The 25,956-nt window shown below is 40.0% G+C and carries 30 protein-coding genes; 17 read left to right on the top strand and 13 right to left on the bottom strand.

Annotation, left to right across the window (positions count from 1 at the left end; genetic code table 11):
• Window positions 1-106 precede the first annotated feature (106 nt).
• Window positions 107-682 (bottom strand): molybdopterin adenylyltransferase, encoded by a 576-nt coding sequence (mog, locus tag GYY70_RS08420; protein WP_025331175.1) that lies wholly within the window; start codon window positions 680-682, stop codon window positions 107-109.
• Between the two features lie 71 nt (window positions 683-753).
• Here mog and moaC point away from each other — a divergent pair, with 71 nt between their 5' ends.
• Both moaC and GYY70_RS08410 read left to right on the top strand, forming a co-directional pair.
• Window positions 754-1,239 (top strand): cyclic pyranopterin monophosphate synthase MoaC, encoded by a 486-nt coding sequence (moaC, locus tag GYY70_RS08415; protein ID WP_025331174.1) that lies wholly within the window; start codon window positions 754-756, stop codon window positions 1,237-1,239.
• Between the two features lie 1,276 nt (window positions 1,240-2,515).
• Window positions 2,516-3,277, top strand: coding sequence for a helix-turn-helix transcriptional regulator (locus tag GYY70_RS08410; RefSeq protein WP_174832044.1), 762 nt, complete (start codon window positions 2,516-2,518; stop codon window positions 3,275-3,277).
• A 223-nt stretch (window positions 3,278-3,500) separates the two neighbouring features.
• On the opposite strand, the gene GYY70_RS08405 is transcribed toward GYY70_RS08410, so the two are convergent.
• Complete coding sequence (locus GYY70_RS08405) at window positions 3,501-3,773, bottom strand: DksA/TraR family C4-type zinc finger protein (protein ID WP_037475833.1); 273 nt, start codon at window positions 3,771-3,773, stop codon at window positions 3,501-3,503.
• Window positions 3,774-4,221: 448 nt separating this feature from the next.
• Between GYY70_RS08405 and GYY70_RS08400 the strand changes: the two genes are divergently transcribed.
• Complete coding sequence (locus GYY70_RS08400) at window positions 4,222-4,551, top strand: four-helix bundle copper-binding protein (RefSeq protein ID WP_025331171.1); 330 nt, start codon at window positions 4,222-4,224, stop codon at window positions 4,549-4,551.
• A gap of 180 nt (window positions 4,552-4,731) precedes the next feature.
• On the opposite strand, the gene dapB is transcribed toward GYY70_RS08400, so the two are convergent.
• Both dapB and GYY70_RS08390 read right to left on the bottom strand, forming a co-directional pair.
• Window positions 4,732-5,544, bottom strand: coding sequence for a 4-hydroxy-tetrahydrodipicolinate reductase (gene dapB / locus GYY70_RS08395; RefSeq protein ID WP_025331170.1), 813 nt, complete (start codon window positions 5,542-5,544; stop codon window positions 4,732-4,734).
• Window positions 5,545-5,547: 3 nt separating this feature from the next.
• Complete coding sequence (locus GYY70_RS08390; protein ID WP_025331169.1) at window positions 5,548-5,907, bottom strand: outer membrane protein assembly factor BamE; 360 nt, start codon at window positions 5,905-5,907, stop codon at window positions 5,548-5,550.
• Window positions 5,908-6,036: 129 nt separating this feature from the next.
• On the opposite strand from GYY70_RS08390, the gene fur reads away from it, so the two are divergent.
• From fur to dapD, 3 genes are read left to right on the top strand one after another with little or no spacing between them, the layout of a single operon-like run.
• Window positions 6,037-6,471: a ferric iron uptake transcriptional regulator gene (gene fur / locus GYY70_RS08385; RefSeq protein WP_025331168.1), complete on the top strand. Its 435-nt coding sequence runs from the start codon at window positions 6,037-6,039 to the stop codon at window positions 6,469-6,471.
• 29 nt (window positions 6,472-6,500) lie between these two features.
• Window positions 6,501-7,289: a leucyl/phenylalanyl-tRNA--protein transferase gene (gene aat, locus GYY70_RS08380; RefSeq protein ID WP_174832043.1), complete on the top strand. Its 789-nt coding sequence runs from the start codon at window positions 6,501-6,503 to the stop codon at window positions 7,287-7,289.
• 15 nt (window positions 7,290-7,304) lie between these two features.
• A complete protein-coding gene (dapD, locus tag GYY70_RS08375; RefSeq protein ID WP_084547880.1) occupies window positions 7,305-8,123 on the top strand; it encodes a 2,3,4,5-tetrahydropyridine-2,6-dicarboxylate N-succinyltransferase in 819 nt (272 codons plus the stop codon).
• Between the two features lie 73 nt (window positions 8,124-8,196).
• Here dapD and GYY70_RS08370 read toward each other — a convergent pair whose 3' ends face one another.
• From GYY70_RS08370 to GYY70_RS08360, 3 genes are all read right to left on the bottom strand, one after another.
• Window positions 8,197-8,484 (bottom strand): hypothetical protein, encoded by a 288-nt coding sequence (locus GYY70_RS08370; protein ID WP_084553029.1) that lies wholly within the window; start codon window positions 8,482-8,484, stop codon window positions 8,197-8,199.
• Window positions 8,481-8,897: a phage holin family protein gene (locus GYY70_RS08365; protein ID WP_025331164.1), complete on the bottom strand. Its 417-nt coding sequence runs from the start codon at window positions 8,895-8,897 to the stop codon at window positions 8,481-8,483. The genes GYY70_RS08370 and GYY70_RS08365 overlap by 4 nt, the downstream gene beginning before the upstream one ends.
• Before the next feature lie 86 nt (window positions 8,898-8,983).
• Window positions 8,984-9,298: a YqjD family protein gene (locus GYY70_RS08360; RefSeq protein WP_025331163.1), complete on the bottom strand. Its 315-nt coding sequence runs from the start codon at window positions 9,296-9,298 to the stop codon at window positions 8,984-8,986.
• Window positions 9,299-9,520: 222 nt separating this feature from the next.
• On the opposite strand from GYY70_RS08360, the gene GYY70_RS08355 reads away from it, so the two are divergent.
• From GYY70_RS08355 to GYY70_RS08330, 6 genes are all read left to right on the top strand, one after another.
• Complete coding sequence (locus tag GYY70_RS08355; RefSeq protein ID WP_174832191.1) at window positions 9,521-10,384, top strand: phosphoribosylaminoimidazolesuccinocarboxamide synthase; 864 nt, start codon at window positions 9,521-9,523, stop codon at window positions 10,382-10,384.
• Window positions 10,385-10,962: 578 nt separating this feature from the next.
• Window positions 10,963-11,760: a polyamine aminopropyltransferase gene (locus tag GYY70_RS08350; protein WP_174832042.1), complete on the top strand. Its 798-nt coding sequence runs from the start codon at window positions 10,963-10,965 to the stop codon at window positions 11,758-11,760.
• Between the two features lie 64 nt (window positions 11,761-11,824).
• On the top strand, window positions 11,825-12,160 hold the full coding sequence (locus GYY70_RS08345) for a ferredoxin (RefSeq protein WP_037475854.1): 336 nt from the start codon (window positions 11,825-11,827) through the stop codon (window positions 12,158-12,160).
• Window positions 12,161-12,165: 5 nt separating this feature from the next.
• Entirely contained in the window at window positions 12,166-12,801 is a 636-nt protein-coding gene (locus GYY70_RS08340) for an alpha/beta hydrolase (protein WP_174832041.1), read from the top strand.
• Between the two features lie 186 nt (window positions 12,802-12,987).
• Complete coding sequence (locus tag GYY70_RS08335; RefSeq protein WP_174832040.1) at window positions 12,988-13,884, top strand: helix-turn-helix transcriptional regulator; 897 nt, start codon at window positions 12,988-12,990, stop codon at window positions 13,882-13,884.
• Between the two features lie 10 nt (window positions 13,885-13,894).
• Window positions 13,895-14,752: an FRG domain-containing protein gene (locus GYY70_RS08330; RefSeq protein WP_174832039.1), complete on the top strand. Its 858-nt coding sequence runs from the start codon at window positions 13,895-13,897 to the stop codon at window positions 14,750-14,752.
• A gap of 142 nt (window positions 14,753-14,894) precedes the next feature.
• Here GYY70_RS08330 and purM read toward each other — a convergent pair whose 3' ends face one another.
• The 5 genes from purM to rpsP all read right to left on the bottom strand — a co-directional run bounded on the left by purM (window position 14,895) and on the right by rpsP (window position 18,214).
• On the bottom strand, window positions 14,895-15,929 hold the full coding sequence (purM, locus tag GYY70_RS08325; protein WP_078475138.1) for a phosphoribosylformylglycinamidine cyclo-ligase: 1,035 nt from the start codon (window positions 15,927-15,929) through the stop codon (window positions 14,895-14,897).
• 382 nt (window positions 15,930-16,311) lie between these two features.
• The gene (gene rplS / locus GYY70_RS08320) at window positions 16,312-16,677 is read right to left on the bottom strand and encodes a 50S ribosomal protein L19 (protein ID WP_025331156.1); all 366 of its coding nucleotides are present in this window, start codon (window positions 16,675-16,677) and stop codon (window positions 16,312-16,314) included.
• Between the two features lie 13 nt (window positions 16,678-16,690).
• Window positions 16,691-17,437 carry a tRNA (guanosine(37)-N1)-methyltransferase TrmD gene (gene trmD, locus GYY70_RS08315; protein WP_025331155.1) on the bottom strand — a complete coding sequence of 249 codons (747 nt, stop codon included), beginning with the start codon at window positions 17,435-17,437 and terminating at the stop codon, window positions 16,691-16,693.
• Window positions 17,437-17,949, bottom strand: coding sequence for a ribosome maturation factor RimM (rimM, locus tag GYY70_RS08310; protein ID WP_078475139.1), 513 nt, complete (start codon window positions 17,947-17,949; stop codon window positions 17,437-17,439). Before rimM ends, trmD begins: the two co-directional genes overlap by 1 nt.
• Before the next feature lie 16 nt (window positions 17,950-17,965).
• Window positions 17,966-18,214, bottom strand: a complete 249-nt coding sequence (gene rpsP / locus GYY70_RS08305; protein WP_025331153.1) for a 30S ribosomal protein S16 — start codon at window positions 18,212-18,214, stop codon at window positions 17,966-17,968.
• Window positions 18,215-18,619: 405 nt separating this feature from the next.
• Here rpsP and GYY70_RS08300 point away from each other — a divergent pair, with 405 nt between their 5' ends.
• The 5 genes from GYY70_RS08300 to groL all read left to right on the top strand — a co-directional run bounded on the left by GYY70_RS08300 (window position 18,620) and on the right by groL (window position 24,040).
• Window positions 18,620-19,579 (top strand): acetyl-CoA carboxylase carboxyltransferase subunit alpha, encoded by a 960-nt coding sequence (locus tag GYY70_RS08300; protein WP_025331152.1) that lies wholly within the window; start codon window positions 18,620-18,622, stop codon window positions 19,577-19,579.
• Entirely contained in the window at window positions 19,557-20,870 is a 1,314-nt protein-coding gene (tilS, locus tag GYY70_RS08295; RefSeq protein WP_084547873.1) for a tRNA lysidine(34) synthetase TilS, read from the top strand. The genes GYY70_RS08300 and tilS overlap by 23 nt, the downstream gene beginning before the upstream one ends.
• A gap of 80 nt (window positions 20,871-20,950) precedes the next feature.
• Complete coding sequence (locus GYY70_RS08290) at window positions 20,951-21,547, top strand: sigma-70 family RNA polymerase sigma factor (RefSeq protein ID WP_078475141.1); 597 nt, start codon at window positions 20,951-20,953, stop codon at window positions 21,545-21,547.
• A gap of 497 nt (window positions 21,548-22,044) precedes the next feature.
• The gene (gene groES / locus GYY70_RS08285; RefSeq protein ID WP_025331149.1) at window positions 22,045-22,332 is read left to right on the top strand and encodes a co-chaperone GroES; all 288 of its coding nucleotides are present in this window, start codon (window positions 22,045-22,047) and stop codon (window positions 22,330-22,332) included.
• Window positions 22,333-22,393: 61 nt separating this feature from the next.
• Window positions 22,394-24,040: a chaperonin GroEL gene (gene groL, locus GYY70_RS08280; RefSeq protein ID WP_078475142.1), complete on the top strand. Its 1,647-nt coding sequence runs from the start codon at window positions 22,394-22,396 to the stop codon at window positions 24,038-24,040.
• A 629-nt stretch (window positions 24,041-24,669) separates the two neighbouring features.
• On the opposite strand, the gene GYY70_RS08275 is transcribed toward groL, so the two are convergent.
• Window positions 24,670-25,944 carry an MFS transporter gene (locus GYY70_RS08275; RefSeq protein ID WP_174832038.1) on the bottom strand — a complete coding sequence of 425 codons (1,275 nt, stop codon included), beginning with the start codon at window positions 25,942-25,944 and terminating at the stop codon, window positions 24,670-24,672.
• Window positions 25,945-25,956: the final 12 nt, after the last annotated feature.

The raw sequence follows: 25,956 nt of genomic DNA, 5'->3' as shown, positions 1-25,956 counted from the left end.
AGATTACAGAATGTTATTTATTGAATAAAGAATTACACCTTCCCCTTTTCCGCCAATCAAATTCATTGCCAAATTAATTGTTCTGTGAACATCAGGCATTATTCAATCAGCGCTTGGGTAATACTACCGGACAAAAATCGGAATCTGTACGGATAAGCGGGCCGCCAACGGCATCTACTGCAATAGGTATTGATGCAAAAATACCCGGTATCAGGGTTTTTCCCTGTTCATCTTTCACGCCCCCCAGTGTTTCTGCAATTGCAGATGGTTTACCGGGTAAATTCAGAATAAGACTATTGCCACGCAGTACCCCTACCTGACGCGATAAAATAGCAGTAGGAGTGAAATGCAGACTAATTTGCCGCATTAATTCACCAAAGCCCGGAATTACCCGGTCGGCAACTGCCAGCGTTGCTTCCGGAGTTACATCGCGTAAATAGGGTCCGGTGCCGCCGGTAGTCAGAATCAGAGGGCAGGCATCTTCATCGGCAAGCTGAGTCAGAATACTTTCAATAAGTGGCTGTTCATCCGGAATCAGGTGCTCAACAAATTCCAGAGGATTCAATACCGCACGCTGTAACCATTTTTTCAGTTCAGGCAAACCCTGATCCGTGTAGACGCCAGTAGAAGCCCGGTCACTGATAGAAACCAGACCAATTTTTAATAAAGACAATGTATCCATTTTCAGAGCTCATCCAGCATTACAAAGACAATTATTGTAATATAGACCCTTTAGCCTGTCAGTGAAGCAAGATGAATTCAGACGAGTTAACTCATTTCAATAACCGTGGCGAAGCTCATATGGTAGATGTGGGAGCCAAACCGCACAGTAAGCGCATTGCCATTGCAACCGGTATTATCAGTGTCAATGAAACTGCGTTTAATAAAATACGCAATGGTGACAGTAAAAAAGGGGATGTGCTCGGTATTGCACGGATTGCGGCAATACAGGCATCCAAACAAACCAGTAATTTAATACCTTTATGCCATCCGATAGCACTTACCCGGGTTAATGTTGATTTCAGTCTTGATGATGAAAAACGCAGTATTACTATTTGTGTACAAACAGAAAATACGGGGCAGACCGGAGTTGAAATGGAAGCATTAACTGCTGCCAGTGTTGGGTTGCTTACTATTTATGATATGCTCAAGGCAGTAGATCGCAGTATGATTATCAGCAATATCTGTCTGCAACACAAAGAGGGTGGCCAGTCCGGTACCTGGCATCGCCAGTCCTGATACTGCAAAATAAATGTAAACGAATAGTCACTGAAAAATAAATAGTTGCCTAGGCAATTTAGTCTCAGAAATATTCTGTCAGTGACTTTAAATAAGCAAAGTTACTATTAACAAAATAGCTGTGGTAATAAACTATACTCAGACTGTCTATGACGTTGAAGATAAATTGTCTTAGATCCTATTCTGCTACAGATGAATTGCATCAGTATTATCATTACATACGGCAAAGCCAATAATATATCTGTCACCTAACTTAATTCTCTGCTATTTGAAAGCTTCGCCTGTCTTTTCGTATCTAATTTAATCATTATTAAATACAAAACGTGTTGATTAAACAGAACGCTGAATAAATAAATTTCTGCTTATCTGAATCTTCAAATTTATGCTGAAAATAAATTAATCGTTTAATTTTTCTATAGTTTATCTATGCATTTGTTGGTTGTAGCTTGATTTATAGTTACACATTAAAAAATTAATATAAAAAGTGAAGTGTTAACTTTATATATACTTTTTAGTTATAATAAAAAAATTTAATAGTATAATCAAAATCAATGAAAAATAAATGAATTTGCTGTTTTTGTTTACAAATTAATCTTCCAAAAAAAAATTGAAAGTTTTATTTGTATATTAAAGAAAATTTTAGTGTTGGAAATATATAACTAGAAATATAAATATAAATTTACTAATTGAAACTTATTTAAAAATTAATCAAAAATTAAGTTTTAAAGGGCTTTTATGGAGGTTTATTTTAAGAGTATTTATTTTGAAATAATAGTAAAATACTATATGTTTAACAAAAAATTCACATATAATGACTTGAAAAATATTGCTTTAGGTTAAACAATTGTTTCAGAAAATGTGATATTTTATTTTATTTGGTCAATTTTTTTATACAAAAAAAGTACAAAGACACGAAGTCACCCATTTTCTGGCATTTCCTTGCGCATGACAAAATGGTATTATTCATTCAGTGCCAAGCAAGCAAAGTGAATATTTAGCCAATGTGCGTTATTTAATATTAAATGCAATACTGCAAGTAAATAGTATAGCATTAACGTTAAAAATTTAACGTTAACTTTAATTATATTAAAGTAATTAGTTAATGCTCCCAATATATTTACATACTAAATTATATAGTAAAAGTTATATTTTGCAAGTTTTAATTTAAAGAATGTACCAAAATGTTGCTTTTTTATAATTTTAAAATTGTAAATTATTGTTTGCAAATATATTTTAAATTTGACCTTACATATTTTTATTTGAAGGTAATTCCCATATGGAAAATTTTAACGTCGGCTTTGCCTCTAGAATGCAGGAAGTAGTAGATATTCTGAAAAGTGTTTCTGAATTAGCAAGAAGAGTAGGGGTTGCTTATCCGACTGCATCTAAATGGGTTAAAGATGGCGCGGAACCTGGTACCATTAATTTAATTAAAATAGCTGATGCTGCACAGGTAAGTCTATTATGGTTGGCAAAAGGCGAAGGACCTAAATTTGAAAAGGACAGAGAAAATAATCAAAAAGATTACTATGCAAAGCTGTCCAATCCTTTATCTGTGAATACCGGTGCTCACCTCAGTGAAAGCAGTTGTGATTATGCCGGCCGCTTAAATGAAATATATGCCGGAGATTATGCATTTATTCCAGAGTATTCTTTGCAGAATTCATATGAAATCAATGCAAGTGAGAGTAATGTTTTATGCACATTTGCATTTAATCGTATCTGGCTGAAAAATATCCTGAATGTAGATCCGCAAAAACTGAGTACCTTTATTATTAAAGATGACAGTATGGCCGGAATACTTAATCACGGAGATCATGTACTGATTAATCATGATAAAAAAGAAGGTGGTGATGGTCTGTATGTATTGCGTATAGGAAATAATATACAGGTTAAACGTACGCAGCTGAAACCGAATAATCAATTACTGGTTACTTCTGCTAATAAAGAATACGAAGCATTTACTATTGATCTGAATAATCCTGAGGAAAATTTTGAAATCATTGGTAAAGTAGAATGGTACTGCAGAAAAATCTGATTGGTACTGATAATTCCGGCATTGAAATGCGATGTTATTGTCTGACTCAATTTATATGGCGGTATTAATACAGAATCAGACCTTCACCGGCAAAAAACTCTGTAAGAGGATTAAAACAGACAAACTGCTTTATTCTTACTTTTAATATCCAGTGCTATTTATTTTGTTCAATCAAATGTACAAAATTGGCAAATGTATTTTCATTGTGTTATTTATACTGATTTTAGCGTAACTGACTGTCTTTGCTGCCACGCCGGTTATATAAACTGAATGTTTTCTGCATTTCCTTATCCCGTTCGGCCTGACAGTGAACACAAAAACGAACGCCCTGAATAGCCTGACGACGCCCGATAGGAATTGCTTCGCCACATTCTTCACAAAATTCTGCGCTTTCATCTGCGGTATCTATTTGCTGGCGAACATGATTGATGGCATCTTCTATTGTGCTTTCAATCTGCTGATTTACCGCATCATCTGATGCCCAGCCGCTGGCCATAATAAACTCCTTCAAAATAATAGATTATTAATATGGAGTTATATTGTCTTATTTCAATATATTACTGATTAATATAGATATTTATTGATAATGTAAAGAGGGGACGAATCTGGATTACTGGATTTTATGATCAAACATAAAGTTAATCATTGAAACGGTTTTAATATTTTACTTTGAAAATAATCAATTTGTTTTATGAATGGCTAATCAGAAAATAAAAATTTATATTCTGAAATTATTTTTCTATTATATTTTGCTTACTTACGTGAATAAACAATTTTCACCTGTTATTTGGCATATGAAATACAGATTCGGATAAAACTTAAATTAATCTATCTAAATCATAATTTTATTTACCTGTAAATGGATTGCAATATGCGCTATGGTTTTATAGACTGATTTTGATTTCTCTTGTTAAATCAAAATATTGCTGAATAGGATATCAACCATGGATGCCCAGAAATTTAAAGAATGTATAGAAGCCTGTAACCGCTGTATTGCTTTATGCCAATATTGTTCTACTGCCTGTCTGCAGGAAGATGATGTCAAAATGATGGCTAAGTGTATTCATCTGGATATGCAATGTGCGGCGATGTGCACACTTGCTGTTAATTTTATGTGTATGAACAGTGCTTTTATCGTACAGGTGTGTCAGCTGTGTGCTGAAGTGTGCCGTGCCTGTGCTCAGGAATGTGGTCGTTTTAAAATGGATCACTGTCAGCGCTGCGCTGAAGCTTGTAATGCCTGCGCGGATAAATGTATGGCTATGGCTGCATAAATAATGAAGTATGTATTGCAAAATTTTTTAAGCCATTGTTTCTGACAATGGCTTTTTTATGGTTGTTATGTTATTAAAAATATAATTAGTTTTATACCGTTTTTAGCTCTAAAATGTCTAAAATAAACAGGGTTAGCCAGATAAATAGCTAACCCTGTTTACTGTGTTAGTCAGATAGCTTTATTTCAGACCAAGTACATCCTGCATATCAAACAGACCGTGCGGATGCTGACGCAGCCACACTGCCGCCCGGACAGCACCATTAGCGAAAGTAGCACGGCTGGAGGCTTTATGGCTGATTTCTACACGTTCACCATCAGTAGCAAACAATGCCGTATGTTCGCCGACAATGTCACCAGCGCGGATAGTTGAAAAGCCGATTGTCTGCGGGTCACGCGCTCCGGTATGTCCTTCGCGCCCGTAAACGGCACAGGTTTTTAAATCACGGCCTAGTGCATCGGCAATTACTTCTCCCATGCGCAGAGCAGTACCAGAAGGAGCATCAACTTTATGGCGATGATGAGCTTCGATAATTTCAATATCGTAGCCTTCATTTAATACCCGGGCAGCGGTATTAAGCAGAGCAAAGGTCAGGTTGACACCTACACTGAAATTAGGGGCAAATACAATGCCAATTTTTTCAGCGGCTGAGGCAATGCGTTGTTTACCTGTTTCATCGAAACCGGTCGTGCCGATAACATCATTGACACCAAGCCGTTCACAGATAGCCAGATTATTCAGTGTGGATTCCGGTTTGCTGAAATCAATCAGTACATCGGTATTGTCCAGTACTTTTTCCGGGTCGTGACAAATACTAACGCCCAGCTCCAGACCGATGGCAAACCCAGCATCAAGACCGATAGCCGGGGAAGCATCGTGTTCCAGGGCACCGCTCAGAACACAATCCTGGCGCTGACTGATGCTTTGAATAAGGGCTCTGCCCATACGCCCGTTGGCACCGGCTACAGCAATTCTTAAACGTGATGTAGACATGTTTTACTCCGTTACAGGTACAGGCTGAGCAGTTAAAGCATCACCTTCGGCATGTATCAGTTTTCCGTTGGCATCAAAGTAAAGAGTCAGCTTCTTCTCTTCCTGAATTTCATTGGCACGGGTTATAACAAACAGATAATCCCAGCGGTTGGCATGAAACGGATCACGGAGTAAAGGAGTGCCAAGCAGCATTTGTACTTGTTCACGGCTCATACCGGGCTGTAAAGAGTTCACAACATTCTGGTCCAGCTCGTTACCCTGAATAATTTTCAGTTTGTACGACGGAATTTGTGTCAGTTTTGCTGTGGAGCATGCGCTCAGGCCTAGAACGGCCACTGCCAGCAGGCAGTATATTTTTTTCATACTGATACCTCTGATCCGGGACGAAACAGTTAGCAATGGCGATGGCGACATTGTATGACACCCAGTGGGCAATTGCCTTAAAAGTGCGTATTATAGCGAGTATTATTACTTAGTGGTGAAATAAGCATCATGAATAGCAATGTAGCTCAATTAAAAGATAACGGTTTAAAGGTTACTGGCCCCAGACTGAAGATTCTGGAGCTATTTGAAGCCCAGCCTGAACTGCATATGAGTGCAGAAGATGTATACCGGCGCCTGCTTGATGAAGGCGTGGAAATTGGTGTGGCCACCATTTATCGTGTGCTTACTCAGTTTGAACAGGCCAATATTCTGTTACGCCATCATTTTGAAACCGGTAAAGCTGTATATGAATTAAATCGCGGCGGTCATCATGATCATCTTGTATGCATTAAATGCGGAAAGGTAACTGAATTTTGCAGTGAAGAAATTGAAAAGCTGCAAAAGAAGATTGCTGATGATAACGGCTACCGTATTGTTGACCATGCCTTATATATGTATGGTGTATGCACTGAGTGCCAGCAGTTTGACAATAAATATCTCTGAAACTGAAATAAAGGGCAGGATATTCAAATATGAATCAGCCTGAATACCGCTTACGTGTTCCGGTTCTGAGCAGGAATAATCTGGATTTTCCGGATATTGAAACTGCACAGCAACAACGTGACGGATTGGTGGCTGTTGGCGGCGATTTATCTCCTGCCCGAATACTGGCTGCATACCGGCAGGGTATTTTCCCTTGGTATTCACCTGATGAGCCTATTATGTGGTGGTCTTTTGCGCAGCGGATGGTACTATTTCCGGCAGAGTTGAAAATCAGTCGTTCTCTGGCAAAAAATCTGCGCAATAAGCCTTATGCCGTGACCATGAACTATGTTTTCCGGCAGGTGATTGCCAACTGCGCCCAAACGCCGCGCCCCGGGCAGAACGGTACATGGCTGAGCGCAGAAATGCAGCAGGCTTACTATTCGTTACATCAGCAGCAGTATGCTTGTTCATTTGAATGCTGGTATCGGGATACAGATGGCAATACTATTCTGGCTGGAGGCTTATACGGCGTGCTGATTGGGCAGATATTCTATGGTGAATCCATGTTTGCTCATGCTTCGGATGCTTCCAAAATAGCTTTTGTGCATGCCGTGCATTATTTGCAGCAACAGGGCGTACCGCTGATAGATTGTCAGGTTTACACTGACTACTTAGCCAGCTTTGGTGCCCGTAAAATTCCTTATGCTGAATTTGCAGCTTGTCTGCATGAGTTTAATCCACGTTCACTGGCACAGCCAGACTCTTTCAAATCACAGATACTGGCAGATAATGGTGTTATACCCTTACCCAGAGATAATCCGGAACTGAATTATTGATTATAGGAATATTGTATGTCTTTACAACAAGTAATTGAAACTGCTTTTGAAAACCGCGCGGAAATTACTCCGGCTTCTGTAACTGCCGAAGTAAAGGAAGCTGTAGCTGAAACTTTACAGCAACTGGACAGCGGACATCTGCGTGTGGCTGAAAAACAGGGTAATCAGTGGCTGGTAAATGAATGGGCCAAAAAAGCAGTATTGCTGTCTTTCCGGATTAGTGACAATGTACTGGCAGATGATGCAGTCAATCGCTATTTTGATAAAGTACCTACTAAATTTGCCAACTGGACTGGCGCAGATTTTCAGCAGGCAGGCTTCCGTGCAGTTCCGGGTGCAGTAGTACGTGCCGGCAGTCATATTGGTAAAAATGTAGTACTGATGCCTTCATTTGTTAATATTGGTGCATTTGTGGATGAAGGTACGATGGTTGATACTTGGGCAACGGTAGGTTCCTGTGCTCAGATTGGTAAACATGTTCACCTGAGTGGCGGGGTAGGCATAGGTGGTGTGCTGGAACCTTTACAGGCAGCACCAACAATTATTGAAGATAACTGTTTTATCGGCGCCCGTTCTGAAATTGTTGAAGGGGTAATTGTCGAAGAGGGCAGTGTAATTTCGATGGGTGTATTTATTGGTCAGTCTACTAAAATTTATGACCGTGAAAGCGGTGAAATCAGTTATGGACGGGTACCAGCGGGTTCTGTTGTTGTTTCAGGCAGTCTTCCGGCGAAAGATGGCAGCCATAGCCTGTATTGTGCAGTGATTGTCAAAAAGGTAGATGCCAAAACCCGTGCTAAAACCAGTGTTAATGATTTGCTGCGTGGAATCTAAGTTCATTCAGGTTTTATAAATAAAAGCCTCTTACTTGCTGATAAGAGGCTTTATCTTTATTATCTGTTGTATTTTAACGTATATTGCGGCTAATTTTATTGGCTATCAGAGTAGCTGCGGTTATTACTGCACCCACCAGCAGCTTGTTGCGCCAGCGTTTGGGTTTGTTTGCCAGCTTAAGTGCCAAACCTCCTGCCGGAATTTTATCCACAATATTCAGCGAGCGCTGCCATAAACGTGATTTATGGGTATTATCGCCATTCCTGAGCTGCTCTGCGAGTAATTTTAATCTCGTACCTTGTGCCTGTATGTCCAGCAATTCGCGTTGTTGTGCGATATTCAGCTTATCGGATTTACTCATGGTCGTCTGTGTTCTCCATTGGCTTCATGCTTGCCGGTGTGTCTGAGATAGCTGAGATCTTCACTCATTGCATCAAGTGTTTTTGTCATAAACTGGCTTTGTTTGCGTAACAATTTAATAATCAATATAGTCAGAAGCAGAATCAAAAGTAAAAACAGAATGGCAAGACCAAAAAATACCCATACTTTAGCCTGAGGGGAAAGTACAGTATTCAGACCGAATAATAAACTGATAAATCCCAGAAAAAACATTACTCCGGCAAGTACAACAAGTACCATCAGTACAATAATACTTTGCAGCTGGGCAATCGCATCCAGACGCAGCATACGTAAGCGAATCCACAATAACTCAGTGCCATAAGTCAGCCAGATTTTCAGCTGGCGCAGGTCACGACCAAGATTGCCTATACTCATGGTATATTATCCGTTAAAAAGTAAATTATATTCAGGCAACCGATCGTCAGACCAGATTGCCTGAATGAACTTATGCCGTAAGTTGTTTAGTGTCTGCAACGTCCCAGCAACACACCGGCAAGAAAGCCGACTGCGGCAGCAACACCCATAGCATAGTATGGTTGTTCATGTACCAGCTCATCAGTGCGTTCAGCTGTGGCACGGGCTTTTTCTGCCAGTGTACTTTCGATATCGCACAGTTTGGATTTGGTATTGCTTAGTTTTTTACGAAACTGATCTTTCAATGCTTTGGCCTGATCAGACCCGTTGTCGCCGGCGTTTTCATATAAATCTTCAACTTCATCCAGTACAGAACGTACTTCTTTCATTAAATCTTTTTTTTGTGAATCAAAATCAGCCATGGCAATTCTCCTTCCAATTGGCGTGGAATTTATCTACGATTTAACATCAGCAACCGGCTTAACCCTTGCAGTACGGCAAACAGACTGTCTGTTGTATTGCAATATCGGTTAAAATAATCATTGGCTGCTAACATTTGTTGCACAATGATTACCTTAGCACAAGGTTATTGATTTGCACAGGTATATTATATTGGCGATTAACCGCTTGAATAGAGGTAGATGATGACTGAGCTGGCTCTGGAAAAAATATATTCGGGTAAAGTACGCGATTTGTATGCAATTGACGAGAAACGCATGCTGATGGTAGCTACAGACCGCTTATCGGCTTTTGATGTAATTTTACCTGAACCTATAACAGGAAAAGGCGAAATTCTTACCCAGATATCCAATTTCTGGTTTAAAAAACTGCAACATATTATGCCTAACCATTTTACTGGTGAAACAGTTTATGATGTGCTGCCACGCCAGCAGGCTGAGAAAATTGCCAAACGGGCAGTTGTGGTAAAAAAATTAAGCCCGTTGAAAATAGAAGCTATTGTTCGCGGTTATCTTTCTGGCAGTGGCTGGCGTGATTACCAGCAAACCGGAGCTGTTTGCGGAATTAAATTACCAGCCGGATTGCGGGAAGCTGAACAGTTACCTGAGGTAATTTTTACTCCTTCGAGTAAAGCCGCTGTAGGCGACCATGATGAAAATATCAGTTTGTCACAATGTGCTTCTCTGCTGGGAGAAGAACTGACAGAGCAGGTAAGTGCTAAGGCGATTAAGCTATATTCAGAAGCCGCGGATTATGCTCGCAGTAAAGGCATCATTATTGCCGATACCAAATTTGAATTCGGTTTGGATGAGAATGGTGTTTTGACGCTTATGGATGAAGTGCTTACCCCGGATTCCAGCCGTTTTTGGTCTGTAGACAGCTATCAGGTTGGTAGCAATCCGCCTTCATTCGATAAACAGTTTATCCGTGATTGGCTGGTAGAGTCCGGTTGGAATAAACAACCACCGGCACCACATATACCGGCAGACATAATTACCAAAACACTGGCTAAATATGAAGAAGCCCTGCATCTGATTGCCGGAGCATAAAATATTATGAATGGCAGACAAGCGGTCCTGCCAGTATCATCCTATGTATATCAGCTCATACTCTTTCCGACAGGAATATTGAGTAGTCGGATATAGTTTGCCTGCTTTTATTGCTGATTTAGAGCACTATTATCTGATTGTGCTTTGCTTGTGATTTTGCTTATAACAGCACTAATCAGTCTATTGACCTTATTCTGTATCTGTACTTGTTAAATCTTACAACACAGATAGTTATTAAATTACCTCTTGGATATTTTACAAATCTCATGATAGGTAGTTTGTGATTCAGCAATACAAATGGAAACACCGGATTTATAGGTTGCAGTACCAGAAAATTGATTCAATAAACCATTTGCTATCAAAAGTGACATATTACTTTATAAAACAAAAAATCTGTTATAACTATATAATACACCACCAACTGGCCTCACTGTATTTGCTGTTTATTCCAGTCTTATCAGTGAGGCTAATATTATTTTTAAACGGTTTACTGCTAATCTGATATTGAATATTATCAGACTGCATATTAGCCATCCGGCCAATTGCTACTTTATTGTTATCTGATGACGGAAATTACTATGCCACAACACCCCTATCGTCGTTTACGTCCTGCGCACTATGAGTTACCCGAAGTAGGCATATCCGAATCAGGCAATATACGTTCTCTCCATCTGGGTACGTCTACTATACAAAGTTCTATGAATGTCGATGATCCGGCAGAACTGGTGCTATCGTATAGCCGGGCTATGATGGCATGGCTATTGTTTGCCGACAGTATGCCCCGGCATATTACCCAGATAGGTTTGGGCGGTGGCTCATTTGCACGCTGGATAGATGCTTACCTGCCTGATACCTGTCAGACTGCTGTCGATATCAACCCTCAGGTTATCAGTATTGCCCGCAGTATGTTTGAGCTGCCATTTGAGGGCGAAAAATTCGAAATTATTGAAGACGACGGTGCCGAATACATCAAGATACTACGGGGTAATACAGATATCATTCTTGTTGATGGCTTTGATGGTGAGCAGATTATTGACAGTCTGGTTGCTGAACCTTTTTTTGAGGATTGCCGTCAGGCACTGAGTGAGCATGGTATCTTTGTTACTAACTGGTGGCAGGGTGACAAACGGTTTCAGACTTTTGTACGCCGGTTGCGTAGTGTATTTGACAACAGAGTGCTAATGGTGCCGGCTGAAACTCATGGCAATATTGCCGTACTGGCCTTTCAGCAGCCGCCTTCAGTACGTGACTGGGATAAACTGAAAAAACGGGCTGCACAGCGAGCAATTGAATTTAATCTGGATTTGCCCGCTATGCTGGCTTCAGTTAAAGCTCAGCAATCACACAGTAATCGTGTGCTGACATTTAATGATTAAATACTTCATACTGGCAAAATGACTATTGCCGGTGTGAGCAGAAACAAAGAATAAAGGAAAACCCGTGAGTTATTATGCTAAACATCTTTTTGTCTGCACCAATCGCCGAGATAATCCGTGTCGCCAGAGCTGTGGAGACGATGATGTTGGTGCAGATGCAGTTGATTATCTCAAAGGTCATGCTAAAGCCATGGGGCTGATGGGAGTAGGTAAGCTGCGTATCAGTAGTGCCGGCTGTCTTGGCCGGTGTGATGAAGGGCCGGTTATGGTGCTTTATCCGCAGGGGCGCTGGTATACCTATGTAGACGAAAGTGACCTGCAGGAAATATTGGATGAAGAACTGGCAAACGATCGTGTTGTTACCCGATTGTTAATGGATAAACCTGAAAGTAATGAGTAAATCTGATGCTGAAGCAACAACCGAACATCTGGATTAACGGGCCGGCAGGACGGCTTGAAACTATTTATTTACCTGCGCAGGGTACCGCATGTGGTGTGGCTGTAATTAATCATCCCAATCCTTTACAAGGCGGGCTGAATACCAATAAAGTGGTACAGACAGCAGCAAAAGCACTTACAGGAATGGGTTTTCACTGTTATCTGCCTAATTTGCGTGGCGTGGGTAATAGCGAAGGAGAGCATGATTATGGTCGCGGTGAAGTGGCAGACTGCCTTGCCGTGGTTGACTTTGCCCGTGCTCAGCATCCGGAAGTTAGTAAACTGGTATTATCCGGTTTTTCTTTTGGTGGCTATGTAGCCTTGTTCAGCGCGCTCACTGCAAGACCGGATGCCTTATTGCTGATGGGTCCGGCTATAGGTATGTATACCATTGATGCACCCAATGCCTATAATCCGGCTACTACATTACTGATTCATGGTGAAAAGGATGAAGTGGTACCGTTGCAGAACAGCCTGAACTGGGCTGAAGGGCAGGATTTACCTGTATTGGTTGTACCCGGTTCCGGCCATTTTTTTCATGGTAAACTGATTTTACTGCGTCAATGGATTGAAAGGCTATTCCCTGCATTATTGACGAAATAAACGATAATATGTCTTTTGCCGGCAATTATCAGATGTTGGCAAAAGGCTATATTTAATTATTACAGTTTTTAATAGAAATATAAGCCATTGCCATTGTTTTAATTAGCTTAAATATGTAAATATAACAATAGAAATATAAATTGTTCACTATTTTATTTAATTAATTTAATTGCTATTCGTACTTATATGGAAAAATTAAAAATTTTAAGAAAAACATGTAATTATACACAAAAATATTTAGCTGATCTTCTGGGGGTAAAAACGAAAGATATAAGTGATTGGGAATCGAATAAATCTCAACCAGAATTAAAAACACTAAGGGATCTTGCGGTAATTTTTGGTACAAGCGTTCTTGATATTTTATGTAATGAAACAGTTTCAACAACACATTGGCAACCATGGCAAAAAGAAAAAATAATTGATTCTTTTTGGGGGCATATTGGCATTCTTTTATGCAATTCTACTAATATTAAATGGTATCCGATTACCTCTGCTACAGCTCAAAGAATTCAAGAAAGCTTGTGTTATGATGAAGATATACTTGATAAATTACTTTCTGTTGATACACTAAATAACCACTTCCTTATTATTAATACTAAATCAATAAAAAAAATTTCACTTCTCGATGATTCATCCGATGCCCCAGAAAATTGGGAAATACCTTGGGATGGATATCAAGGCTTAGGAGCTGAAGAATATTACAATCTTATAGAAGAATATTTTTGTGATGAGGAATACTTTTATGAGAATACTTCAGAAAAATTACAATTAGTTATTAAGGATTTGATCGAAGAGAATAATTTTACTGAAGAAAATGTTGATGAGATAACACATAGTATAAATATTTATTTTTCTGATAATACATCCGAATCCATCACAATAGAATATGATTCAGATTTTACTGAGGCTATTACGAATATTGAAATGGGAATAAGTAAATTTATTAGTTTTGAAGATTCAAACTATGAAATACATTTTATATCTACTGAAAATATTGGGTTAATTGATATACCTCTTAATTTATATAAGAAACAGCTTCAGTTATATGAGAAACAGCTTCAGCAATTTTTTGATAATGAATAGGTAATTTATTATGTATACACAACAAGAGAGAAAAGATATTTATATTGGGGAAATATTCGAATTTATTCAGCAAATTTTGGATTTAAAAAAACACAAAAAACATATATTTTATCGCGGACACTCAAGTGAGCGGTATCGCTTAGTACCCTCACTTTTTAGAAAAAATAGTCAAGGTCGTTCTATATATAGTTCGCAAGAACATATTTTATATCGAGAATTGTACATGTCTGAATATAAAGAATTTATCAATGATAGATATACATTAGATAAATTGGTTAGAATGCAGCATTACTCAATGCCGACACGATTACTTGATTTAACTACTAATCCACTTATAGCCCTTTATTTTGCATGTAAATCAAGTGTAGATATGGATGAAGGTATAGGGGAAGTGATTATATTTTTTATAGATGATAAGCATGTCAAATATTATGATTCTGACACGGCGAGCTGTATTGCAAATTTGGCAAGATTATCCGATCAAGAAAAAGAATCAATTAAGTTTAACTTTGATCGTGAACGTTTTAATCAACAGACCAGTATAAAAAAACTTCTTCATTTTATTCGAGACGAGAAACCTTTTTTTGAACCGAGAATTGATAAATACGATTTACAAAATATTATTTGTATTAAGGGAATTAAAAATAATGAAAGAATAACTTCTCAGTCGGGTGTCTTTCTTTTATTTGGTTTAAATGCTAGTTTAGAAGAAATTGGAAATGATTTTATTCAAATCAAAAGAATTAAAATTAAGAATAGAAAAAAAATATTAAACGAACTAGACTTACTTAATATCAATGAAAGTACAGTTTTTCCAGGTATCGAAAGTTCTGCTAGATATATTTCTTTCAAAAATAAAGTTGACTAAGATTTTGAATCTGAACTCGTTATTTCAATAATAAATTTTAATTGATTGATAATTATATAATTTATTAAATGAAAAGCTTAGAATAAATAAATTAATTCTAAGCCTTCATATATTAATATTGCAATTAATTTTTAATTATTATCTAATTTACTTGGGTTTGATGTTCTTCCCCTTGACGAGAACGAATACGACCTATCTGATAAACAGTTTCGCCTTGTTGCTGTAAAAATTTCTGTATCGCATCTGCATCTTCTGCATTCACCACCAAAACCATACCAATACCGCAATTAAAAGTGCGGTACATTTCCTGAATTTCTACATTTCCAGCTTGTTGCAGCCATTGAAAAAGTTTGGGTAATGGCCATGATTGAGAATCAATGGCGGCCACGGTGTTTTCAGGAAGAATGCGGGGTACATTTTCACTGATACCGCCACCGGTAATATGAGCCATACCTTTGATGGTAAATTGTTTTAGTGCCGCCAGAATAGGTTTTACATAAAGCCGGGTCGGGGCAATGATTGCCTGACGCAATGTTTTACCCTGATTAAATTCAGCGTCAAGCTCAGGCTGGGCACGTTCGATAATTTTACGAACCAGTGAGTAACCATTGGAGTGAATACCGTTTGAAGCCAGACCTAATACAACATCACCTGCAACAATGCTGCGTCCGTTAATTACCTGTTCTTTTTCTACAACGCCAACTGCAAAGCCGGCCAGATCATATTCGCCATCGGGGTACATACCCGGCATTTCTGCAGTTTCACCACCAATCAGTGCACATCCGGACTGTTCGCAACCGGCTGCAATGCCTTTAATAACAGCGGCGGCACGTTCAACATCTAGTTTGCCGCAGGCAAAATAATCCAGAAAGAATAATGGTTCTGCCCCTTGCACCAGAATATCATTGACACTCATAGCTACCAGATCAATGCCTACGGTGTCGTGCTGATCCCATTCAAAGGCCAGTTTCAGTTTGGTACCTACACCATCGGTACCGGAAACCAGTACCGGGTGGCGATATTTCTGGCTGATTTCAACCAAAGCACCAAATCCGCCCAAATCACCTAATACTTCAGGCCGCATGGTACGCTTAGCAAATGGTTTAATTCTTTCAACCAAAGAATCACCAGCATTAATATCAACACCGGCATCACGATAACTCAGGGACTGGCTCATTTGGTGTGTTTCCTTTGGGTAAGACAAAGCAAGTTAAATTAGGATGGAGTAAACCAAAAACCGGATAATTTTAACATTTTTCACCTTTTGCCGGTGTGTAAATTATTAGAGTTTGTGAGCAGAGGATAGGCGTGGCTGGCATTCACAGATTTGGATTATTTCTGTCAGAGAAATTAATTTTTAAAAATTCAATTATCTATTCAGTATTTTTTATATAACACTATTTCAATAAGTATTTATTGATTATTTCATGCTATTTAAAAGCTCTGACATTTTCTGTTTTACCAGTTTGACCGAAAACATAAAGAAAAAGGCCAAATCTGATGATTCGGCCTGAGTATTAGTACTGCCGCAGGCAGCTAATAGTAATTGTAAATACTGCTTAGGCTTTACGAGCCGGCAGTTTTTCACGGATGCGGGCAGCTTTACCGGTTAAGCCACGCAGGTAGTACAGTTTGGCACGACGTACATCACCACGACGTTTAACTTCGATTTTTTCAACGGCTGGAGAATATAACTGGAATGTACGTTCTACACCTTCACCGCTAGAAATTTTACGAACGATGAAGTTACTGTTCAGACCACGGTTACGACGGGCGATTACAATGCCTTCATAGGCCTGTAAACGGGTACGGCTACCTTCAGTAACACGTACAGAAACAACCACGGTATCACCTGGTGCAAAAGCCGGAATTTCTTTATTCAGGCGAGCGATTTCTTCTTGCTCTAATTGTTGAATTAAGTTCATATTAAGCTTCCTATTATAATGGGATATCCCGTTCCTCTTGTCTGATCGTCTGCAAGAGTCTGGATTCCTCTGGGGTTAATTCACGATCGGCCAGTAAATCTGGTCGGCGTGTCAGTGTGCGCCTGAGCGCCTGAGTTAATCGCCACTGTGCGATTAAAGCATGATTACCGCTACGTAAAACGTCGGGAACTGTCTGCTGACGAAATTCTACCGGACGGGTGTAGTGTGGGCAATCAAGTAAACCATTGGCAAAAGAATCTTCTACTGCTGAGCGTGTATCGCCAAGTGTGCCGGGTAACAAACGGATTACTGCATCCATTAACATCATTGCCGGCAATTCACCGCCGGAAACCACAAAGTCACCAATACTGATTTCGGTTACTTCGTTGCTGGTCAGGATGCGTTCATCAATACCTTCATAGCGGCCGCACAGTACAATCAAAGCTTTTTCTCTGGCTAGATTTGCTGTCTGTGCGTGATTCAGTGGCTTGCCCTGCGGACTCATATAAATCAGTCGCCCTTCGGGACAAGTCTGTCTGGCTGTATCAATGGCTGCCTGTAAGGGCGGAGCCATCATAATCATTCCCGGACCACCACCAAACGGCCGGTCATCAATATAACCCAACGGGTTATCAGCGAACTGGCGCGGATTAATGGTAGCAAATTCCCATATACCTTTTTGTAATGCACGACCGGTTACGCCACTGCCGGTAAGGGCGGTAAACATTTCCGGAAACAGGGTAATGGCCTGAATGTGCATCAGTAATCACTGCCCCAGTCAACAACAATTTGCTGTTGAGGCAAGTTAACTTCATCAATGTACTGTGAGACAAAAGGAATCAGTTTACGGCCAAAAGCACCATCTACTACCAGTACGTCATGCGCACCGGTTTGCATTAATGAACTGACAGTACCCAGATTTTCCTGTGTACGGTTATGTACCTGCATTCCGATCAGGTCTGTCCAGTAATACTCATTGTCATCGGTTTCGGCAAAGCTGGCGCGGTCTATTTCGATGGTAAAGCCGCGCAGTAATGCTGCACTGTCACGATCGGTTATGCCGTCAAATCTTACCTGTAATTCATCGCCGCTGATTTTGCTTTCGGCTATGCTTACAGTTTTAATCTGGCCATCTTTACTCAGCTGCCATTGCGGATAGTCGAGCAGGCTATCGGTATATTCAGTATCAGAATGGACTTTCACCCAGCCTTTTACTCCGAACACGCCTTTTATATAGCCCATTGCTACCCATTGTGGCTGTGTACTATTCATTTGCTTTACTGCTAAATCAGGCCGCAGCCTTTTGTTCTTTAACCAGCTTGGCAACAGCTTCGCTTAATTGCGCGCCCTGACCAATCCAGTGGTTCAGACGGTCTGCGCTCAGACGTACGCGTTCCTGTTTCTCATTGGCAACAGGATTGTAAAAACCAACGCGTTCGATAAAGCGGCCGTCACGGCGGTTGTGTGAGTCTGCTACGACAATGTTATAGAAAGGACGGTGTTTAGAACCACCGCGAGCCAAACGGATAACTACCATAGTGTATTCCTTAGTGAAAAAATCGAAGTAATTTTATTCTGCCAAGATAACAGAAAATCGCTAATTTTAGTGGGTAATTCCTAGTCTTGGCAAGCTGTTAATGCATATTTGTTGCGTATATAGTGTTTCGGATCTGCTTGTTATTGGATGTTTATTTAATTAGCATTGCTGCTGAGGCATGTGGTTTAAGTTGTTGCTATATCTGTTTAAATTGATAGAAAACGCTAAAGTGTAATTCGGATGCGCAGGTGGCTGTAGAGATGTTTTTTTATAATTATATTTTATAAATCATATTGTTATTATTATAATTTATAATTGTGCTATCAGGTTTTTATTAATAAGGGCTGCATAGCTTCATTTCTTCGCGTATCATAGCTGATACATGTTTTTGCGGATATTTTAACAATGAAACAGATTTTTTTGGATTTTGAACAACCTATAGCTGAACTGGTACAGAAAATTGATGAATTGCGCTTTGTACAGGATGAATCGGCTGTGGATATATCCGAAGAAATCGCGCGCCTGAAAAAGAAAAGCGACGATTTAACCAAAAATCTTTTTGCCAAACTGACGCCGGTGCAAATTTCGCAGGTATCCCGTCACGCACAGCGTCCGTATACCTTAGATTATATTGATGCTCTGTGTACAGATTTTGAAGAATTGCACGGGGATCGTGCATTTGCTGACGATGCTGCCATTGTTGGCGGTTTGGCACGCTTTAATGGTGAAAGCGTAATGGTTATTGGTCATCAGAAAGGCCGTGATACCAAGGAAAAAATTCGCCGTAATTTTGGTATGCCTAAGCCCGAAGGATACCGTAAGGCTCTGCGCCTGATGAAGCTGGCAGAAAAATTTCAAATTCCTCTGCTAACCTTTATTGATACACCGGGAGCTTATCCGGGCATCGGAGCAGAAGAAAGAGGGCAGTCTGAAGCCATCGGCCGTAATTTATACGAGCTGGCACGGCTGCGTGTACCGGTTATCTGTACAGTGATTGGTGAAGGCGGTTCTGGCGGGGCTCTGGCAATCGCTGTAGGTGATTACATCAATATGCTGCAATTTTCGACTTATTCAGTGATTTCACCTGAAGGTTGTGCATCTATTCTATGGAAAACGGCTGAAAAAGCTCCGGAAGCTGCTCAGGCTCTGGGGATTACTGCCAAACGCCTGCATGATTTGAAATTAATTGATACTGTGATTGAGGAACCACTGGGAGGAGCACATCGTAATTATCCGGAAATTATGCAACGGGTAAAATCGGTGCTAACCCGTCAGCTGCAAGATGCTAAAGGCAAACAGTTGTCGACATTGCTAAGCCGGCGTTTTGATCGTCTGATGAGCTATGGTCAGTTCAGCGGTAAGTAAATTATGTGAGAGTATTGCACAACAATGGTCAGCCTCTATGGCTGACCGTTGTATTTTGGCAGTAGGTCTCAGCGGCGGGTTGGATTCAGTGGTATTGTTACACGCGCTGACTCAGTTGCGTGATAGCCTGCCGATACAGATATCTGCAATTCATGTGCATCATGGTTTAAGCAGATATGCGGATGAGTGGGCTGCATTTTGTGAGCAATTATGCGCATTGTGGTCAGTTCCGCTGCAACTTGTCAGGGTAGATGTGCGTGCGGCCGGAGAGGGATTGGAAGCCGCTGCGCGTAAAGCACGTTATCAGGTTTATGCTGATAGTGAAGCTGATGCAGTAGTATTGGCGCATCACAGAAATGATCAAATTGAAACTTTTTTTTTGGGGGCTCTGCGCGGAGGCGGTTTACGTTCGCTTTCAGCTATGCCGGCGATACGTTCATTAACTGAACATACTGTTATCTGGCGTCCGCTATTGCATTTTTCCCGGCAACAGCTCAAGGCATATGCAGATGCCGCAGGACTTGGGCATATTGAAGATGACAGTAATAGTAATTGTGCCTATTTACGCAACTGGCTGCGTCTGGACGGTTTGCCATACTGGCGCAAACATCTGCCACATCTGGATACCCAGATAGAAGCGGCAGTAGAACGTTTACAGGATGAACTGAGCTTATTGAATGAAATAGCTGAAGCTGACTGGACTATGCTGCATGCACAGCAAAAGGGGTTTCAGATTCCTTTATGGCGTAATTTAAGTGAATCACGCCGTCGGCAGCAATTGCGTTTATTTGCGCAAAAGCATTGTTTGGGAATGTCTACGTCTGCGGCTCTAACAGAATTTGCACGACAGTTGATGGAAAGCAAAACTGGTGCACAATGGGCTTTACCGCATGCGCGTGTGGTCTATTATGATTCCAGATTATGGATTGATAAGTATGATGTAAGCGGGCAGTGGCACTGGTATGGATTGTTACCGGTGTCCAGTCAGAAACTGGTTACTGCCCGTTATCTGCAATGGAACCGGCATCCTTTTGGTTTGGCGGAAACTGATGCTGCGTGGATAGTGCGTCAGGCAGATAATGAAGATACTATTGTTCTGAGAGGAGGAAGAAAAAAAGTTAGAAAATTATTACAAGAAAGGAAGATCCCTCCTTTTATGCGTACTGTCTGGCCGGTTTTATGTGACTCAGACAATCAGTGTGCCGCTGTTATTAATGTTGCTGTTGATATTGACAGAGGTGTAACTGACGGATGGATGCCAATTATGGAGGACTTGCCTCTAAGGCTGTAAAACTTTAAGGCTGATACTAGATTTATCGCAGATTCAGCTGCTGATTGATGCAACAACAATAATGACTAGAGGATAATAAAATGCATGATGATTCTACCCGGCAGGTGGAAGAGCAGGTGTTGGTGCGAAGGGCTCAGCAGGGTGATGCTCAGATTTTTAGTTTGCTGGTCAGAAAGTATCAGCGTCGTTTAAAACACTTTCTGCATCGTTTTACTCATGATGAGCAAACGACGCTGGATGTGGTACAGGAAACATTTCTTAAAGCTTATAAAGCTATGCCGCAATTTCGTGCCGGAAGTCAGTTTTATACGTGGCTTTGCTGTATCGGTATGAATACGGCTAAGTCTATGGCAGCTGTTTACGGACGTGAACCGCAAATGATTACTGAGATTATGGATGAGGACGGAGATGAAACTGATGTACTGGAACATTTGTCAGATTATCAGACTCCGGAGGATTTGTTACTTAATCGTGAGCTGATTGATGCTGTTGATGAAGCAATTAATCAATTGCCAGCCAATCTGCGTCAGCCGATTATTTTATCAGAGATAAATGGTCTGACCTATGAAGAAATCGCTCAGGAATTAGGCTGTCCGGTAGGTACAGTGCGTTCACGTATTGCACGTGCCCGCGAAACGTTATCAGCACAGATTGATACCAGATTTGAAAGAAAATAAGCCCCTCTGTAAATTGAAATTCTGATTTTCAGAATTTGGTAAAATAATTCTGGTAATTAAGTTAATCAGCATTATTTGGCATTTCACCGCTTATATTTTAATCTGGTATATATACTTAATATTATGCAAAAAACAGTTTATCTGTAATTAGCAGATAAACTATCTTTTTTCTTTATGTGTTACCTGTGTCCGGAATCTGTCCGGCGGGCTGAGGTAATATATTTACTCTGTCTCAAATTAATTTATCGGGTCGAACTGGGATACAGGAGATCTGTTTGTAATTGCAGCTATCTGTCTGTAATGACTAAGATAATTTGTCAAATTTGCTAAGTATTTGTAAGAGTAAGGAAAAAAATTATTTTACTTACTCTTGAATTGCAGCAAGCCAGCCTTACTTTAAGTAGCGAATAAATTTATATTTACGCCCCGCTGAAAATGCGGGTTTGTATTAACCAACTTTGCTGTGCCTCGGGCACTAAAGATGTGGAGAAGATAATATGACTATTCGTCCTTTGAATGACCGCGTTGTCGTAAAACGTCTGGAAGCTGAAGAAAAAACTGCTTCTGGTATTGTGTTACCCGGTTCTGCTGCTGAAAAACCTGATATGGGTGAAATAATTGCCGTAGGTAATGGCAAACTGCTGAAAAACGGTGACCGTCAGAAACTGGATGTTAAAGTTGGCGATAAAGTAATTTTCGGAAAATACAGCGGCCAGACTGTTAAAGTAGATGGTGAAGAGTTGCTGGTAATGCGCGAAGAAGATATTTTCGGTATCGTTGAATAAATTATTTATCCAGAAATTAAATTTTATTGCGTAATTAATTATTAAAGATTAGGAGTTGCAAATGGCAGCAAAAGACGTGAAATTCTCTGACGAAGCCCGTCAGAAAATGGTTGCTGGTGTCAATGTATTGGCTGAAGCAGTAAAAGTAACTTTAGGCCCTAAAGGTCGTAACGTGCTGCTGGATCGTGCCTTTGGCGGACCGCACATCACTAAAGACGGTGTGTCTGTTGCTAAAGAAGTAGAATTGAAAGACAAATTCGAAAATATGGGCGCACAGCTGGTTAAAGAAGTTGCTTCTAAAACCAATGACGTGGCTGGTGACGGTACCACTACTGCAACTGTTCTGGCTCAGGCTATTGTTACTGAAGGCATGAAATACGTTACTGCCGGTATGAATCCGATGGATTTGAAACGCGGTATCGATAAAGCTGTTGAAGCTGTTATTGCTGAACTGAAAAATATTTCTAAACCGGTTCCGGAAAAATCTAAAGAAATTTCTCAGGTTGCTTCTATTTCTGCCAATGCAGATGAATCTATCGGTGAAATCATTGCCAAAGCCATGAATGAAGTGGGTAAAGAAGGCGTGATCACTGTTGAAGACGGCAAATCACTGGAAAATGAAGTAGAAGTTGTTAAAGGTATGCAGTTTGACCGCGGCTATCTGTCTCCTTACTTTGTTACTGATGTAGAAAAACAGATTGCCGGTCTGGACAGCCCGTATATTTTGCTGTTTGATAAAAAAATCTCTAACATCCGCGATTTGCTGCCTGTTCTGGAACAAGTGGCAAAAACCAGCCGTCCGTTGCTGATTATTGCTGAAGATGTTGAAGGTGAAGCTCTGGCTACTCTGGTAGTAAACAATATTCGCGGTATCCTGAAAACTGTTGCTGTTAAAGCTCCGGGCTTTGGTGACCGTCGTAAAGCCATGTTGCAGGATATTGCTATCCTGACCGGTGGTACTGTTATTGCTGAAGAAGTTGGTCTGTCTCTGGAAAAAGCCACTCTGGAAGACTTAGGTCAGGCTAAACGTGTAGAAGTTGGTAAAGAAAATACTACTGTGATTGACGGACTGGGTGACAAGGCTGCTGTTGAAGCACGTGTTGCTGAAATCCGCAAACAGATCGAAGTGGCTACCAGCGACTACGATAAAGAAAAATTGCAGGAACGCGTGGCTAAACTGGCCGGCGGTGTGGCAGTAATTAAAGTTGGTGCTGCTACTGAAGTTGAAATGAAAGAGAAAAAAGATCGCGTGGATGACGCCCTGCATGCTACCCGTGCTGCGGTAGAAGAAGGTGTGGTAGCCGGTGGTGGTGTTGCACTGCTGCGTGCCCGTGCTGCGATTAAAGACCTGAAAGGTGCTAATGCCGATCAGGAAGCCGGGGTGAAAATCGTACTGAAAGCAGTTGAAGCACCATTACGCCAGATTGTTGCCAATGCCGGTGATGAACCAAGCGTTGTAGTAAACAATGTGCTGAATGGTTCTGGTAACTACGGCTATAACGCAGGTACCGGTGAGTATGGTGATATGCTGGAAATGGGTGTACTGGATCCGGCTAAAGTTACCCGCACTGCTTTGCAGCATGCTGCTTCTATCGCTGGTCTGATGCTGACTACTGATTGCATGATTACCGAATTACCGGAAGATAAACCTGCTGCTCCTGATATGGGTGGCATGGGCGGTATGGGTGGCATGGGCGGCATGATGTAATAGTCATGTCTGGCTAACTAGTCAACATATAGCTAATAGTGAGCATAACTGGTGTTATGCTCACTATTTTTATATTGAATGATTTAACTATAATAATGGCCTGATGCTTCAGATTTTATCACCCACATATCATCAGACAAAGTAACCATTCTTTTGCTGTTAAACGGGTTCTTGATGATATTGTGTAAAAGTACAGTATTAACCACATTTCTTTTGTTAGTAATTGCTTATTATTAATTTTTCTATGTGTTAACTATGCTTTAGTTTAAAGCAGATTTATAAGCTTTATACCTTTTATTGTAGCTATTGGTTTTTTACGTCTGTGGAAAATATCTTTATTTCGATTTGATTTTTTTCAATAAATCTTAGTCAATAAGAACGTTATATAGCTGAAATATTGTTAAATGGAACTTTTATCAATATTTCAGCACATATCATAAAATTGACTAATTATCTTGATGTGAAAAATGAAATTTCAAATCTAAAAAACTGTTTAGCTATTTTCAAAATAATCTTCATAAATCAATTCAAAATTAGATAAATTAAATTTATCGGTAAAATTACCAACAAAAAATTCAGTCTGTTTTATACAGAGTAAAGCAGGGTGGTACATTTCTATGAATAAAAAATTATTTTTCAGATGATGAATTCTCAAATAAGAAATAGCTTATTGCGCAAATAACAGCCATGACTGCCCAAACGCCAACCCAGGAGAATTGATGTAATAGCCATGGAATTATGGCTGGAGTTGCAAACAGAATGAAATATACTACTGTATTAGCCATTGCTAATACGGTTGCAACACTCTTTTGTCCGGCAACGGTAGCCAGTTCGGTATATCCGATTCCATGCCAGGAAGAAATTGATATACCAGATATAAGAATAATGAAACTAAGAAAGCAGGCAAAATGATGTATATTGAATTTATATGAAAAATAAGTAAATACGGTAAGGGCTGCGAATAAAATGAATGAAAGGGCTGTAATCGCTTTCAGAAAAAATTTTCTATTTCCCTTTTTATCTGTATAAAAGCCACTACCGATACGTGTTGGTATTGAACTGATTTGTATGAAAAATAGCAGGATACTGATATAACCAATACTTAATCCGGCAAAATCGTGCAAGTAAAGCATTGAAAATGTCATCAATGCAAACTGTGGCGCACATAAAATACCCACAGCTAATACAATGCGCCATACTTTCAATGATTTCATTGGCTGAGTTGATTTATTTTTTAGTGATTGTGTTATATCCGGTGTTTTGCGTTCACTCTTACTATCCGGATCAATAATCCATAGATAGCTGAATAATGCAGCCAGAATACAAATAAATGCCGATATAAATAGTGTGGTCGAGAATCCATAATGAATTGATATATAAGGGTAGAATAATGCTCCTAATGCATAACCAAGTGGTACAGCTGCCTGCCTTACACTCATTGCTAAGCCGCGTTGCTGTGGTTTAAACCATTGTATGATCGCTTTGCCACTGGAACCATTTACACTGCTCCCAAAAAGACCGACGACTAGTAAACCGGCACATAAGATGATACTTATTGAATTGTGTGATGATATTCTTGCAAAATAAACAAGGATGAAAAGAGCTATGGCAGTCGTAGACAATCCTGCAATTAATATCGGCCGATCTCCGAAGCGATCGGTGGCAATTCCCCAGGGTAATTCACTTACAGCAATTCCAAAACCTACAATTCCCATTAAAAGCCCTAATACAGATGTTGGGATATGGTAATCATTACGTAGAATAATGGATGCAGCAGGTACGCCGCCGATAACAAAGGTAAAGCATGTATTAGCGAATGCACCTGTAAATAAAACTTTCCATTTATGGTTATCAGAAAAAAAATTTTTATTTTTATCCGGCAATTTGTTTGAATTTAAAGACATTGATGAACTCCT

It is taken from the genome of Snodgrassella sp. ESL0324, from assembly GCF_013344955.1.
Classification (GTDB): Bacteria; Pseudomonadota; Gammaproteobacteria; order Burkholderiales; family Neisseriaceae; genus Snodgrassella; species Snodgrassella alvi.
This window is presented reverse-complemented; position numbering and strand designations above follow the sequence as displayed.

Coding starts and splice junctions, on each gene's coding strand:
- mog (WP_025331175.1), bottom strand. CDS start 682: ATGGATACATTGTCTTTATTAAAAATTGGTCTGGTTTCTATCAGTGAC.
- moaC (WP_025331174.1), top strand. CDS start 754: ATGAATTCAGACGAGTTAACTCATTTCAATAACCGTGGCGAAGCTCAT.
- GYY70_RS08410 (WP_174832044.1), top strand. CDS start 2,516: ATGGAAAATTTTAACGTCGGCTTTGCCTCTAGAATGCAGGAAGTAGTA.
- GYY70_RS08405 (WP_037475833.1), bottom strand. CDS start 3,773: ATGGCCAGCGGCTGGGCATCAGATGATGCGGTAAATCAGCAGATTGAA.
- GYY70_RS08400 (WP_025331171.1), top strand. CDS start 4,222: ATGGATGCCCAGAAATTTAAAGAATGTATAGAAGCCTGTAACCGCTGT.
- dapB (WP_025331170.1), bottom strand. CDS start 5,544: ATGTCTACATCACGTTTAAGAATTGCTGTAGCCGGTGCCAACGGGCGT.
- GYY70_RS08390 (WP_025331169.1), bottom strand. CDS start 5,907: ATGAAAAAAATATACTGCCTGCTGGCAGTGGCCGTTCTAGGCCTGAGC.
- fur (WP_025331168.1), top strand. CDS start 6,037: ATGAATAGCAATGTAGCTCAATTAAAAGATAACGGTTTAAAGGTTACT.
- aat (WP_174832043.1), top strand. CDS start 6,501: ATGAATCAGCCTGAATACCGCTTACGTGTTCCGGTTCTGAGCAGGAAT.
- dapD (WP_084547880.1), top strand. CDS start 7,305: ATGTCTTTACAACAAGTAATTGAAACTGCTTTTGAAAACCGCGCGGAA.
- GYY70_RS08370 (WP_084553029.1), bottom strand. CDS start 8,484: ATGAGTAAATCCGATAAGCTGAATATCGCACAACAACGCGAATTGCTG.
- GYY70_RS08365 (WP_025331164.1), bottom strand. CDS start 8,897: ATGAGTATAGGCAATCTTGGTCGTGACCTGCGCCAGCTGAAAATCTGG.
- GYY70_RS08360 (WP_025331163.1), bottom strand. CDS start 9,298: ATGGCTGATTTTGATTCACAAAAAAAAGATTTAATGAAAGAAGTACGT.
- GYY70_RS08355 (WP_174832191.1), top strand. CDS start 9,521: ATGACTGAGCTGGCTCTGGAAAAAATATATTCGGGTAAAGTACGCGAT.
- GYY70_RS08350 (WP_174832042.1), top strand. CDS start 10,963: ATGCCACAACACCCCTATCGTCGTTTACGTCCTGCGCACTATGAGTTA.
- GYY70_RS08340 (WP_174832041.1), top strand. CDS start 12,166: ATGCTGAAGCAACAACCGAACATCTGGATTAACGGGCCGGCAGGACGG.
- GYY70_RS08335 (WP_174832040.1), top strand. CDS start 12,988: ATGGAAAAATTAAAAATTTTAAGAAAAACATGTAATTATACACAAAAA.
- GYY70_RS08330 (WP_174832039.1), top strand. CDS start 13,895: ATGTATACACAACAAGAGAGAAAAGATATTTATATTGGGGAAATATTC.
- purM (WP_078475138.1), bottom strand. CDS start 15,929: ATGAGCCAGTCCCTGAGTTATCGTGATGCCGGTGTTGATATTAATGCT.
- rplS (WP_025331156.1), bottom strand. CDS start 16,677: ATGAACTTAATTCAACAATTAGAGCAAGAAGAAATCGCTCGCCTGAAT.
- trmD (WP_025331155.1), bottom strand. CDS start 17,437: ATGCACATTCAGGCCATTACCCTGTTTCCGGAAATGTTTACCGCCCTT.
- rimM (WP_078475139.1), bottom strand. CDS start 17,949: ATGAATAGTACACAGCCACAATGGGTAGCAATGGGCTATATAAAAGGC.
- rpsP (WP_025331153.1), bottom strand. CDS start 18,214: ATGGTAGTTATCCGTTTGGCTCGCGGTGGTTCTAAACACCGTCCTTTC.
- GYY70_RS08300 (WP_025331152.1), top strand. CDS start 18,620: ATGAAACAGATTTTTTTGGATTTTGAACAACCTATAGCTGAACTGGTA.
- tilS (WP_084547873.1), top strand. CDS start 19,557: ATGGTCAGTTCAGCGGTAAGTAAATTATGTGAGAGTATTGCACAACAA.
- GYY70_RS08290 (WP_078475141.1), top strand. CDS start 20,951: ATGCATGATGATTCTACCCGGCAGGTGGAAGAGCAGGTGTTGGTGCGA.
- groES (WP_025331149.1), top strand. CDS start 22,045: ATGACTATTCGTCCTTTGAATGACCGCGTTGTCGTAAAACGTCTGGAA.
- groL (WP_078475142.1), top strand. CDS start 22,394: ATGGCAGCAAAAGACGTGAAATTCTCTGACGAAGCCCGTCAGAAAATG.
- GYY70_RS08275 (WP_174832038.1), bottom strand. CDS start 25,944: ATGTCTTTAAATTCAAACAAATTGCCGGATAAAAATAAAAATTTTTTT.